We start from the raw sequence: 11,869 nt of genomic DNA on the forward strand, positions 1-11,869 counted from the left end.
TCCATGGTCCGCCGTGCGCACAATGGCGGAATGTCCGAGGCATCCTTTCCGCACGGCGACTGGGGACGTGACGACGTCTCGCCGATGTTCAAGCCGGTGTTCGCGTTCGCCGCATCCCCATTCGGCTCCAAGGTGATCCGCGCGATCGTGCCACTCGACAGGCGGGTGGTCGACCGCACGAAGGGTCGCTTCTCGTTGTTCGGACCGCTGTCGATGCCCGAACTGCTGTTGACCACGACCGGTCGAAAGTCCGGCCGGCCACGCACCTCCGTGCTCAGCTATGTCCACCAGGGCGACCGCCTACTGGTGATGGGCAGCAACTTCGGCCAGCAGCACCATCCGTCGTGGTCGAGCAATCTCGTCGCCGAACCACAGGCTTCGATATCGATGGCAGGCCAGGACATCCCCATCGTCGCGACCGTGCTCTCCGGCGCCGAGCGCGACGCGGCCCTGCAGCGCTTTCTCGCCTACCCGATGTACCGGGCCTACCAGACGCGCACCGACCGGGACATGCGGGTTTTCGCGCTGACGCGCAGATAGCACGGCGCCCCGCCTGCCGGTGGCCGACGGGGCGCTGAGGCGGAAACTACCGGCGGAGCTCGTGGCTGAGCGCCTCAAGCTCGTTGCCGCCGGCCATCTCCTGGGTCAGGGTTTCCAGGGAGATCTCGTCGTAGGTGCAGTCCAACTTCTGCCGCCCGCGATTCAGCAGCACGAAATGGTCACCGACCATGTGTGCGTGGTGCGGGTTGTGGGTGATGAAGATGACCCCGAACCCCTGTTCCTTGGCGGCCGTGATGTAGCGCAGCACCATGCCGGACTGCTTGACACCCAGCGCCGCCGTCGGCTCATCGAGGATCAGCACGCGGGCACCGAAGAAGATCGCCCGCGCGATCGCCACACACTGGCGCTGGCCACCCGACAGCGAGCCGATGGGCGCGTCGACATCGGGCAGGTCGATACCCATCTTGTGCAGCTCGGAAATGGTGGTCGCGCGCATCGCGGAAATGTCCAGCGACGGCAGGATGCCCTTCTTGCGCAACTCGTTACCGAGAAAGAAGTTGCGCCACACCGGCATCAGTGAGACCACCGCCAGGTCCTGGTAGACGGTCGCGATTCCGGCCTTGAGCGAGTCCTTGGGCGAGTCGAACACAGTCGGCGCGCCGTCGATCAGCAGCTCGCCCTCGCTGGGCTTGTGCAGGCCCGCGATGATCTTGATCAAGGTGGACTTACCGGCACCGTTGTCGCCGAGCACGCCCGTCACCTCGCCGGCACCCACCCGCAGGTTGATGTCTTTGAGCGCAATGATGTTTCCGTAGCTCTTGCCCACGTGTTTGAGTTCGACCAGCGGCACCGCGCCGCCCGAGGGTGACTCCGCAATCGGGGCTTCAGCAGTTGTGCTCATCTACTTACCTCTTCACCGCGTAGTTACGGACGACGTTGTTGGCGATCACCGCGAACAGCAGCATCCCGCCGAGGAAGAACTTGAACCAGTCCGGGTTCCACCCGGCGTAGACGATGCCCTGGTTGGTCATGCCGAAGATGAAGGCACCGATCAGCGTGCCGATCGCGGTGCCGTAGCCACCGGTGAGCAGGCAGCCACCGACCACCGCGGCGATGATGTAGAAGAACTCGTTACCGATGCCCTGACCGGACTGCACCGTGTTGAACGCGAACAACAGGTGCATGCCGACGAACCAGGCGCAGAAGCTCACCACCATGAAGAGGCCGATCTTCACCTTCGTGACCGGCACGCCAACGGCACGGGCGCTGTCCTGGTTACCGCCAACGGCGAAGATCCAGTTGCCGATCCGGGTCTTGAACAGCACATAGGTGGCGATGACGACGAACAGGATCCACCACAGCACGGTGACGCGGACCGACACCCCGAGAATGTTGAACGACGAGGCGAATACGGCGCGGCCGGAATCGAATCCCTCCATGTCCGACACACTGGGGGTCGCGACCTGGCCGGACAGCAACTTGGTCACCGCCAGGTTGATGCCGGCGAGCATGAAGAAGGTGCTCAGCGTGATGAGGAACGACGGGATCTTGGTCTTCATCACCATGTAACCGTTGAAGAAGCCGATCGCCAGGGCCATCACCAGCGCCAGGACCGCACCCGTCCACAGGTTCAGGTGAAGGTTGTACGACAGCATCGAGGCGGCCAGCGAAGCCGTGGTGACCGCGACGCCCGACGACAGATCGAACTCACCGCCGATCATCAGCACGCCCACCCCGACAGCCATGATGCCGATCGTCGAACTCGCATAGAGCACCGTGGCCAGGGCTTCCGGGGTCCGGAAGGGCGGAGCCACGATCAGGAACAGCACGAAGATGCCGATCGCACCGATCGCCGCACCCATCTCGGGACGGATCAGTAAGCGCTGCAGCTTGTTCTGTTCCTTGACCCGCTCGTCGCGGACGACTTTGTGTGTCTCGAGGTTGAGGTCTGCCTGGGTACTCATGGCTAGCGTGTCCCGTTCTTCGCGTACTCGGCGATCGCGTCGATATTGGTCTTGTCGATGAACGACGGACCGGTCAGCGTCGGCTGATTGCCACCGATGACGTTGCCGTTGTTGAGGTAGAGCCACAATGAGTCGACGGCGAGGTAACCCTGCAGGAACGGCTGCTGGTCGACGGCCCATTGGACGTCACCATTCTTGATCGCGTCGACCAGTGCGGCGTTGGTGTCGAATGTGCCGACCTTGGCCGAGCTACCGGAATTGCGTACCGACTGCACGGCGGTCGGCGCGAACGGCGCACCGAGCGTCACCACGTAGTCGATCGACCGGTCCTGCTGCAGCTTGGCGGTGATGGTCGACTCGACCGACGGCATGTCCTTGCCGTTGACGTTGAGCGTCTCGGTACCGGGGAAGGTGTTCTTGACGCCGGCGCAGCGGGCTTCGAGGTCGACGTGGCCTTGTTCCTGGATAACGCACAGGACCTTCTTGGCGCCCTCTTCGGTGAGCCGCCGGCCCGCCTCCTGCCCCGCGATGTAACCGTCTTGACCGAAGTACTCCTTGACGCCGATCTTCTGCCAGGAATCGAGGCCGGCGTTGAACGCGACCGTGGGAATGCCTTTGCCCGTGGCATTTTCGATGGCGGCCTTCATTGCGTCCGGCTTGGCCAGCGTCACCGCGATGCCCTGCACACCGCTGTCCACGGCGGTCTGGACCAGGTTGGCCTGATTGGGCGCCTCGGGATCAGAGGAGTAGCGCAGCTCGATGTTGTCTTTCTTGGCCGCGGTCTCGGCGCCCTTGCGCACCAGGTCCCAGAAGGAGTCGCCGGGCACCTCGTGGGTGATCATCGCGATGGTGGCCCGAGGGGTGTCGACGGTTCCGCCGCCCATTCCGCCACCGGTATCCCGCGGCTTTCCGCCGGTGCTGGAGCACGCGCCGGCGCCCATGACCAGCACACCCGCCGCAGCTACCACCGCGAGCCGACTGAACCTCATTGCTTCTCCTTGCCATCGACGTCACCGGGTGCTTGTGCGTCTGGGTGACAAGCGACACGGCCTCGCAGTCGATGTAATACCGCTCACAATCGAATGTCAAGACTTTGTTCTGACATTAGGACTGCATATCAAATGCTCGGAAGCGGCGTGGCCGATCCCGCACCACCGGCGGTGAGCGACGCCAGTGCGTCAAAACATGCAGGGAAACAACGACTTTGGGAGATCTAGCGATCGACGAGGGTGGTGTCGAAGTAATACCGCGATGCACGGTAGGCGTGGCTTCCGTACTCGACGACGCGTCCGGAATCGTCGAATGCCGTCCGTTCCATCACCAGCAGCGGGGCCTTCGGCTTCTCGTCGAGCAGCTTCGCCTCATCCCGCTCCGCAGCCTTGGCGCCGATGCGCTGCTGAGCCAACCGGATGTGCACCCCACGGGAGCGCAGCGACTGGTACAAACCGGCCCGCTCGAGTTCATCGCGATCCGGCGCGATCGAAGCGGGAAGGTAGTTGGTCATCAGCGCCAGCGGTTGACCGCCGGACATTCGCAGCCGGCGCATCGTCACCACCTCGCTGCCCGCTTGCAGGTTGAGCCGTTCGGCAATCTCGTCGGACGCCGGACCCACGGCGTACTCGAGCACCTTGGTGGCCGGTTCCTGGCCGGCCCGCGCAAGATCGTCGAACAGACTGGTCAGCTTGACGGGGCGATGCACCGGGGTCTGCACCACCTGGGTGCCCACACCGCGCTTGCGAACCAGCAGTCCCTTGTCGACCAGTTCCTGAATCGCGCGGCGTGTCGTCGGCCGGGACAGACTGAGCCGGCTGGCCAGTGCCAACTCGTTTTCGAAACGATCCCCCGGCTTGAGTTGCCCATCCAGGATTGCCTTTTCGAAGACCTGAGCCACCTGGAAGTACAGCGGCACCGGACTCGAACGGTCGAGCTCCACTGACAACGTCGGGGTCACGTTCACTCCAATCCTCTGTCCTCCGCGCGCAGTTCGCCGGGAGTGATTGTTCAGAGTACCTGCTTATGACTGAAAGTAAGAATGTCCGAACAAAGTCTTGACAGCACCTGGTGACGGGGAGCACAGTCGACACCGACACCAGGCGCGCTCGTCGTCGCCGGAACGCACATACGCACATCGCACTCGGGAGTCAGTCGTGACCGATAACGCCAGCCAGCCATTCGACGTCATCGCCATCGGGCGCAGCGGCGTCGACGTGTATCCGTTGCAGGTCGGGGTGGGGCTTGACCAGGTGGAATCGTTCGGAAAATTCCTCGGTGGCAGCGCCGCCAACGTGGCAGTCGCCGCGGCCCGGCTGGGCGATCGCACCGCGCTGATCTCCGGGGCCGGCGACGACCCCTTCGGCCGGTTCGTCCGCGACGAGCTGGCCCGGCTGGGTGTCGACAACCGGTATGTCAGCACCCATGGCGAGTACCCGACGCCGGTGACCTTCTGCGAGATCTTCCCGCCCGACAACTTCCCGTTGTACTTCTACCGCAAACCGTCGGCACCCGACCTGCAGATCAGTCCCACCGAACTCGACCTGGACGCCATCCGTACCGCTCGCCTGTACTGGTCGACGGTGACCGGCCTGTCCGAAGAGCCCAGCCGCAGTGCGCACTTTGCAGCCTGGTCGGCTCGGGATGAGCGCTTGCGCGAAGACAATCGGCACAGCTCGAGAGCCCCTTTGACCGTTCTCGACCTCGACTACCGGCCGATGTTCTGGGAAACACCGGCCGCGGCCACCGAGCAGGTTCAGCGAGCGTTGCGGCACGTCACGGTGGCGGTCGGAAATCGCGAGGAGTGCGAGATCGCCGTCGGTGAGACCAGCCCGCACAAGGCTGCCGACGCCCTACTCGACCTCGGCGTGGAACTGGCGATCGTCAAGCAGGGGCCGCGCGGTGTACTGGGCAAGACCAAGCAGAGCTCGGTCACCGTGCCGCCCAACGAGGTTGATGTCATCAACGGGCTCGGTGCCGGAGATGCCTTCGGTGGCAGCCTGATTCATGGCCTGCTCCGCAACTGGCCGCTGGAGAAGACCCTGCGCTACGCCAACGCCGCCGGGGCCATCGTCGCATCCCGGCTCGAATGCTCGACCGCGATGCCGACCGCCGTGGAGGTGGCCGACCTCGCCGAACAAACCGCCGTGGAGGCTGTCAATGTCTAAACCCACCGTGTGCACGGACTACGCCGCGATCACCGAACTCCGGGCGTCCGAGCCCGGCACGATCGCCGCGGCGTGGCAGCACCGCACCACCCGGCCGGCCGTGCGCGGTGACGGCAAGCTCATGATCGTCGCGGCCGACCATCCGGCCCGCGGCGCACTCGCCGTCGGGTCGCGGCCCACCGCGATGAACAGCCGCACCGACCTGCTCGACCGGCTGTGCGCCGCACTCGCCGACCCGGGGGTCGACGGTGTGCTGGCGACTGCAGACATCCTCGATGATCTCCTGCTGCTCGGCGCGCTGGAGGACAAGGTGGTGTTCTCCTCGTTCAACCGGGGCGGACTGGCAGGGTCGTCCTTCGAGCTCGACGATCGGATGACAGGAGCCACCGCGGCATCGACTGCCACCGCCCGGATGAACGGCGGAAAGATGTTGTGCCGCATCGATCTCGACGATCCCGGCACGGTAGCCACGCTGGCGTCCTGCGCCCAGGCGGTCGATGCGCTCGCCGCACACGGCCTGGTGGCCATGCTGGAGCCGTTCATGTCCAGCCGGGTCGATGGCAAGGTACGCAACGACCTGTCCCCCGACGCGGTGATCAAGTCGGTACACATCAGCCAGGGGCTGGGCTCGACCTCGGCCTACACCTGGATGAAGCTGCCCGTCGTCGACGAGATGGATCGAGTGATGGAGTCGACGACCTTGCCGACCCTCCTGCTCGGCGGTGATCCGACCGATCCCGACAAGGCATTCGCGTCCTGGGAGAAGGCGCTGACCCTGCCGGCCGTGCGGGGCCTGATCGTGGGGCGCACCCTGCTGTATCCGCCCGATGACGACGTCAGTTCAGCGGTCGCGACCGCCGTGAAGTTGGTGAGGTGACCGTGCTGAATTCATCTGATGCTCCTCGCGTGCGCGCAAAGTGGTACATCCCGGCCCGCAGCGCCGAGCTCCCGTTCACTGTCGACGTCACCCCGGAATCCGCCGGTTGGGCCGAATCCTCTTTGCGGGTACTGGAGCTGGACGACAGCCAGTCCGCAGAACTGCACACTGGGCACACCGAGGTGATGATCCTTCCGCTGACCGGTGGCGGCACCGTCGAATGCGGCGGAGAAACCTTCGAACTGTCACCGCGATCGTCGGTTTTCGACGGTCCCGCCGACATGGTCTATCTCGGTATCGGTCAGGAGTACCGGCTGTCCGGTGCGGGACGCTTCGCGATCTGCGGCGCGCGGGCAACGCGTTCGTTTCCGAACCGACGGCGCGCGGCCGCCGACGTCCCCGTCGAACTTCGCGGCGCGGGCAACTGCAGCCGCCAGGTGCACAACTTCGGCACCGCGACAACATTCGAGGCCGACTCGCTGATCGCTTGCGAGGTCATCACCCCGGGTGGCAACTGGTCGAGCTATCCCGCGCACAAGCACGACGAGAACACCGAGGTGGAAACCCAGCTGGAAGAGATCTACTACTTCGAGATCGACGACAGCCCCGCCGGCACACCAGGATTCGGCTATCACCGCGTCTACGGCACCCCCGAGCGCCCCATCGAGGTGCTTGAGGAGGTCCGAACCGGGGACGTCGTCTTGGTGCCACACGGCTATCACGGACCGTCGATCGCGGCACCGGGCCACCACATGTACTACCTCAACGTCATGGCCGGCTCCGGCCCCGAACGGGCCTGGCTCATCTGTGACGACCCGAATCACACCTGGCTGCGGGGCAGCTGGGAGCACCAGGACGTGGATCCGCGTCTCCCGTTCCGTACCTCCACCACTGGCGAAGGAGCCTGATTCCGTGGTATCCACCGCACCGAAGTCGACCGAGAAACTGGTCGACGCCGAGGGCACCGTGCGACTCACCGTGGCCCAGGCGACCATTCGCTTCCTGGCCAACCAGTACGTGGAGCGTGACGGAGTCCGGTCCAAGTTCTTCGCCGGCTGCTTCGGCATCTTCGGCCACGGGAACGTGGCCGGGCTGGGCCAGGCGCTGCTGCAGGACGAAATAGACGCAGCCGAGGCCTCGAAAGTGCCCGGACTCAAATACGTGCTCGGCCGCAACGAGCAGGCCATGGTGCACAGTGCGGTGGCCTATGCCCGGCAGAAGGACCGGCTGCAAGCGTGGGCGGTGACCGCCAGCGTCGGGCCGGGCTCCACCAACATGCTCACCGGCGCCGCGCTGGCCACCATCAATCGGTTGCCGGTGTTGCTGCTGCCCGCCGACACGTTCGCCACCCGGGTCAGTTCACCGGTGTTGCAGGAGCTCGAACTGCCGTCCTCCGGTGACGTGACGGTCAACGACGCCTTCAAGCCGCTGTCCCGCTACTTCGATCGGGTCTGGCGGCCCGAACAACTGCCGGCCGCCCTGCTGGGGGCCATGCGGGTGCTGACCGATCCCGTCGAGACCGGAGCCGCGACGGTGTCGATCCCCCAGGACGTGCAGGCCGAGGCGCACGACTGGCCGGAATCGCTGTTCGCCGAACGCACCTGGCACATCGCCCGCCCGCTTCCCGAACGCTCGGTGATCGCGCGCGCCGCCGAGATCGTCGCCTCGGCCCGCAAGCCGCTGATCATCGCAGGCGGTGGCGTGCACTACTCCGGCGCCGAAGAAGTTCTGGCCGCGTTGTGCGAGCAGACCGGCGTCCCGGTCGCCGAGAGCCAGGCCGGCAAGGGTTCGCTGCGCTACGACCATCCGCAGTCGGTCGGGGCGATCGGTTCCACCGGCACGACGGCAGCCAACGCGCTGGCGTCGGAAGCCGACGTCGTCATCGGAATCGGCACCCGCTACAGCGATTTCACCTCCGCGTCGCGGACCGCTTTCAACAATCCCGACGTCCGGTTCGTCAACATCAACGTGGCGTCGCTCGATGCGGTGAAGCAGGGTGGTGTCAGCATGGTCGCCGACGCCCGGGAGGCACTCGAGGCGCTGGGCACCGCGCTGGGCGACTACGTCGTCAGCGACGAATACCGTTCGCGGGTCACCCAACTGGCAGCCGAGTGGGAGGACACCGTGTCCGCGGTCTACGCGACCTCCGACGACGGCGCGGCGTTGAACCAGAACCAGGTCATCGGCCTGGTGAACACGCTGTCGGATCCGCGCGACGTGGTGGTGTGCGCGGCCGGCTCGATGCCCGGGGACTTGCACAAGATGTGGCGCACCCGTGACCGCAAGGGTTACCACGTCGAGTACGGCTACTCCTGCATGGGATACGAGATCGCCGGCGGGATCGGCGTCAAGATGGCCGATCCGGACCGCGACGTGTTCATCATGGTCGGCGACGGCTCCTACCTGATGATGGCCACCGAACTGGTGACCGCCGTGCAGGAGGGCATCAAGGTCATCCCGGTGCTGGTGCAGAACCACGGATTCGCCTCCATCGGTGGACTTTCCGAATCACTGGGCTCGCAGCGGTTCGGCACCTCCTACCGCTACCGCACCACCGATGGGCGTCTCGACGGCGACACACTGCCCGTGGACCTGGCGGCCAACGCCGCCAGCCTGGGCGCCGACGTCATCAAGGCCACCACCGCCGCGGAGTTCACCGACGCGGTCAAGGCGGCCAAGGCCGCTGAGCGAACCACCGTCATCCATGTCGAGACCGACCCGCTGATCTACGCCCCCGACAGCCAGTCCTGGTGGGACGTACCGGTGTCGCAGGTCTCCACGTTGGAGTCCACCCAGAGCGCCTACGCACGGTATGCGGACTGGAAGAAAGTTCAACGCCCCCTTGTTAATCCGTCTGACCGCTGAAAGAGATCCATGAGCACAATTCTCGTTGGTTCGGCCCCCGACTCCTGGGGTGTGTGGTTTCCCGAGGACCCGAACCAGACGCCCTATACCCGCTTCCTGGACGAGGTGGCCGCATCCGGCTACCAGTGGATCGAATTGGGCCCGTTCGGCTATCTGCCGACCGATCCGAAGCAGCTGTCCGACGAACTGGCCAAGCGCAACCTGAAGCTGTCCGCGGGCACGGTCTTCGAGCACCTGCACCAGGACAATTCGTGGGACGCCGTGTGGACGCAGATCGAGGACGTCGCGAGGCTGACTGCGGCCGTCGGCGGTAAGCACGTCGTGGTGATCCCCGAGATGTGGCGCGATCCCGCCACTGGCGCGGTGCTCGAGGACCGCAACCTCACCGCTGATCAATGGCGCAAGAAGACCCAAGGCATGAACGAGCTCGGCAAGGCCATGTTCGAGAAGTACGGTGTCCGTGCGCAATACCATCCGCACGCCGACAGTCACGTCGACACCGAGAAGAACGTGTATCGATTCCTCGACGGAACCGACGGCGAATTCGTCAACCTGTGCCTGGACACCGGACACATCAGCTACTGCGGCGGCGACAACATCGCCATCATCCAGCGGGCCCCAGAGCGTATCGGCTATCTGCACCTCAAGCAGGTCGATCCCGAGGTGCGGGCCAAGGTCGAGGCCGAGGACCTGCCGTTCGGCGAGGCCGTCAAGCTGGGCGCGATGACCGAACCGCCGCTGGGTATTCCGGAGATGCCGCCGTTGCTCGCCGAGATCGAAAAGCTCGGCATCGACGTGTTCGCGATCGTCGAGCAGGACATGTACCCCTGCGAGGTCGACGCTCCCCTGCCCATCGCCAAGCGCACCCGGAACTACCTAGGTTCGTGTGGCATCCCTTCCGTCAAGTTCGGATCAGCATGAAGCTCGGCGTCTACACCGCGATCCTGCACGACAAGCCACTGCGCGAGGCACTGGGGTGATCGGGTCACTGGGACTGGTGGGCGCGGAGATGGATCCTTCTCATCTCTTCTGGCAGGGCATCGACCCGGTGCGGGCCATCGACTGGCTGGCTGGGACCGCTGGTGCTCCATGCCGCGGCCAAGGACACCCGGGTCAACCCGAACTGCAGCATCTACGGCGTCCTCGACGATCGCTTCACCCGGATTCCGTTGGAGCAGAACCCGACCGGGCTCGGCGGGAGGCATGTGGTGAACCGCTGGCCCGAGGACTCGGCGTGGAACTTCGTGGCCGTCGGCCAAGAACACGGCGTCGGCTTCTGGTCGGACTTCCTCCGGGCGCTGGAACGAGTTGATCCCGGGATATGGGTGAACATCGAACACGAGGACCTTTCCTTCGGGCCGTTGGAAGGTCTTCGCGTCGCCGCCGAAACCCTGAAGACTGCCGACGCGACGCTAGTTCGGTGATGACCGCCGGTGCGCCGGCCAGCTCAGCGCCGCGGGGCTGCGGTGGTCGATCGCACCACCAGCTGCGGCTCCAGCACGACGTCGTCCGGCTCGGTTCGGGCCCGCTCGAGGAACTCGACGGCCATCTCCACCGAGCGGGCGCCGATGGTCGCGGCGTCCTGGTGGATGGTGGTCAGATCGATCCGAGGATTGTCCGAGAGCCTGCTGTCGTCGTAGCCGATCAGCGACACCTGACCGGGGATATCGACGCCCTCGCGGGTGAACACGTCGAGCAAGCCGAGCGCACAGCGGTCGTTGCCGGCCAGCACCGCGGTGGGCAGCGACGGTGCCTGCAGCATCTGGCGGGCGGCCGCGGCGCCGGCGCGCTCGTTGTGTGCTCCGGGGATGACGGTGATCTTGTCGTCCAGTCCGTGCGCGCGCATGGCCGCCCGGTAGGCGCGTCTCCGATCCGCCGAGCCAGGTTCGTCGCCCCCGTCGACGTGGTGGATGTCTCGATGGCCGAGGCTCACCAGATAGTCGACGGCCATCCGCATTCCCTTGGTGTCGTTGGTCCGCACCGTCCCCAGACGACCGGGCGTCTTGGCAAGACCGGGGAGGCGGCGACCGACGGTGACCACCGGGACCCGCTGCGACAGCCCGACCAGATAGTCCTGAGTCGAACTGGGCCCCAACAGGATCAGGCTGCCGCAGCGATGGCTGAGCAGAGAATCCACAAAGTCGGACTCGGGCTGGTCCTGCAGATTCGCCGACAGCAGGACTTCGTATCCGAGCTTCCGTGCCGCCGGGTAGATCGCGGTCACCAACTCGGCTTCGAACATCTGCTGGACGTCCATCAGCACCCCGAGGGTGCGGCTACGCCCCTGCGCCAGCACCCGGGCAGCCGCATCACGCCGGTACCCGATCTCGTCGGCGATAGCCAGCACCCTGCGTGTGGTTTCTTCACTCGCCCGGGGCTTGCCGTCCAGGATGAACGAAACCAGGGTGCGCGATACACCAGCCCGTTCGGCCACGTCGGCCATGGTGGGGCGCCGGGCCTCCCCGCCGGGAAACGATGTCATCGCATCCCCTTCCGAAGTGACG

General features: G+C 65.5%; 11 protein-coding genes and 1 pseudogene. 7 read left to right on the forward strand and 5 right to left on the reverse strand.

Annotated elements, in window-relative coordinates; all coding sequences use genetic code 11:
• Window positions 1–30: 30 nt before the first annotated feature.
• Window positions 31–540: a nitroreductase family deazaflavin-dependent oxidoreductase gene (locus tag EH231_RS10540; RefSeq protein ID WP_090431776.1), complete on the forward strand. Its 510-nt coding sequence runs from the start codon at window positions 31–33 to the stop codon at window positions 538–540.
• A 46-nt stretch (window positions 541–586) separates the two neighbouring features.
• Here the strand turns inward: EH231_RS10540 and EH231_RS10545 are convergent, their stop codons facing one another.
• From EH231_RS10545 to EH231_RS10560, 4 genes are all read right to left on the reverse strand, one after another.
• The gene (locus tag EH231_RS10545; protein WP_090431779.1) at window positions 587–1,402 is read right to left on the reverse strand and encodes an ATP-binding cassette domain-containing protein; all 816 of its coding nucleotides are present in this window, start codon (window positions 1,400–1,402) and stop codon (window positions 587–589) included.
• Between the two features lie 4 nt (window positions 1,403–1,406).
• Window positions 1,407–2,465 carry an ABC transporter permease gene (locus EH231_RS10550; protein ID WP_090431783.1) on the reverse strand — a complete coding sequence of 353 codons (1,059 nt, stop codon included), beginning with the start codon at window positions 2,463–2,465 and terminating at the stop codon, window positions 1,407–1,409.
• A gap of 2 nt (window positions 2,466–2,467) precedes the next feature.
• The gene (locus EH231_RS10555; protein ID WP_090431784.1) at window positions 2,468–3,454 is read right to left on the reverse strand and encodes a substrate-binding domain-containing protein; all 987 of its coding nucleotides are present in this window, start codon (window positions 3,452–3,454) and stop codon (window positions 2,468–2,470) included.
• A 224-nt stretch (window positions 3,455–3,678) separates the two neighbouring features.
• Window positions 3,679–4,416, reverse strand: a complete 738-nt coding sequence (locus EH231_RS10560) for a GntR family transcriptional regulator (protein WP_090432222.1) — start codon at window positions 4,414–4,416, stop codon at window positions 3,679–3,681.
• Between the two features lie 196 nt (window positions 4,417–4,612).
• Between EH231_RS10560 and iolC the strand changes: the two genes are divergently transcribed.
• The 6 genes and pseudogenes from iolC to EH231_RS10590 form a co-directional block, all read left to right on the forward strand.
• Window positions 4,613–5,623: a 5-dehydro-2-deoxygluconokinase gene (iolC, locus tag EH231_RS10565; protein WP_124712378.1), complete on the forward strand. Its 1,011-nt coding sequence runs from the start codon at window positions 4,613–4,615 to the stop codon at window positions 5,621–5,623.
• Complete coding sequence (locus EH231_RS10570; protein ID WP_124712379.1) at window positions 5,616–6,500, forward strand: Cgl0159 family (beta/alpha)8-fold protein; 885 nt, start codon at window positions 5,616–5,618, stop codon at window positions 6,498–6,500. The genes iolC and EH231_RS10570 overlap by 8 nt, the downstream gene beginning before the upstream one ends.
• A 29-nt stretch (window positions 6,501–6,529) precedes the next feature.
• Entirely contained in the window at window positions 6,530–7,408 is an 879-nt protein-coding gene (gene iolB, locus EH231_RS10575) for a 5-deoxy-glucuronate isomerase (RefSeq protein ID WP_090431790.1), read from the forward strand.
• A gap of 4 nt (window positions 7,409–7,412) precedes the next feature.
• Window positions 7,413–9,365, forward strand: coding sequence for a 3D-(3,5/4)-trihydroxycyclohexane-1,2-dione acylhydrolase (decyclizing) (gene iolD, locus EH231_RS10580; protein WP_124712380.1), 1,953 nt, complete (start codon window positions 7,413–7,415; stop codon window positions 9,363–9,365).
• Window positions 9,366–9,374: 9 nt separating this feature from the next.
• Entirely contained in the window at window positions 9,375–10,286 is a 912-nt protein-coding gene (locus tag EH231_RS10585) for a sugar phosphate isomerase/epimerase family protein (protein ID WP_090431794.1), read from the forward strand.
• 76 nt (window positions 10,287–10,362) lie between these two features.
• A pseudogene (locus EH231_RS10590) lies at window positions 10,363–10,789 on the forward strand (sugar phosphate isomerase/epimerase); the annotation flags it as partial.
• A gap of 23 nt (window positions 10,790–10,812) precedes the next feature.
• Here EH231_RS10590 and EH231_RS10595 read toward each other — a convergent pair.
• On the reverse strand, window positions 10,813–11,847 hold the full coding sequence (locus EH231_RS10595; RefSeq protein ID WP_241177924.1) for a LacI family DNA-binding transcriptional regulator: 1,035 nt from the start codon (window positions 11,845–11,847) through the stop codon (window positions 10,813–10,815).
• Window positions 11,848–11,869: the final 22 nt, after the last annotated feature.

It is taken from the genome of Mycolicibacterium nivoides (genome assembly GCF_003855255.1).
GTDB lineage: Bacteria > Actinomycetota > Actinomycetes > Mycobacteriales > Mycobacteriaceae > Mycobacterium > Mycobacterium nivoides.

Excerpts from the sequence above, each read along its gene's own strand:
- EH231_RS10540 (WP_090431776.1), top strand. The coding sequence starts at position 31 with ATGTCCGAGGCATCCTTTCCGCACGGCGACTGGGGACGTGACGACGTC.
- EH231_RS10545 (WP_090431779.1), bottom strand. The coding sequence starts at position 1,402 with ATGAGCACAACTGCTGAAGCCCCGATTGCGGAGTCACCCTCGGGCGGC.
- EH231_RS10550 (WP_090431783.1), bottom strand. The coding sequence starts at position 2,465 with ATGAGTACCCAGGCAGACCTCAACCTCGAGACACACAAAGTCGTCCGC.
- EH231_RS10555 (WP_090431784.1), bottom strand. The coding sequence starts at position 3,454 with ATGAGGTTCAGTCGGCTCGCGGTGGTAGCTGCGGCGGGTGTGCTGGTC.
- EH231_RS10570 (WP_124712379.1), top strand. The coding sequence starts at position 5,616 with ATGTCTAAACCCACCGTGTGCACGGACTACGCCGCGATCACCGAACTC.
- EH231_RS10585 (WP_090431794.1), top strand. The coding sequence starts at position 9,375 with ATGAGCACAATTCTCGTTGGTTCGGCCCCCGACTCCTGGGGTGTGTGG.
- EH231_RS10595 (WP_241177924.1), bottom strand. The coding sequence starts at position 11,847 with ATGACATCGTTTCCCGGCGGGGAGGCCCGGCGCCCCACCATGGCCGAC.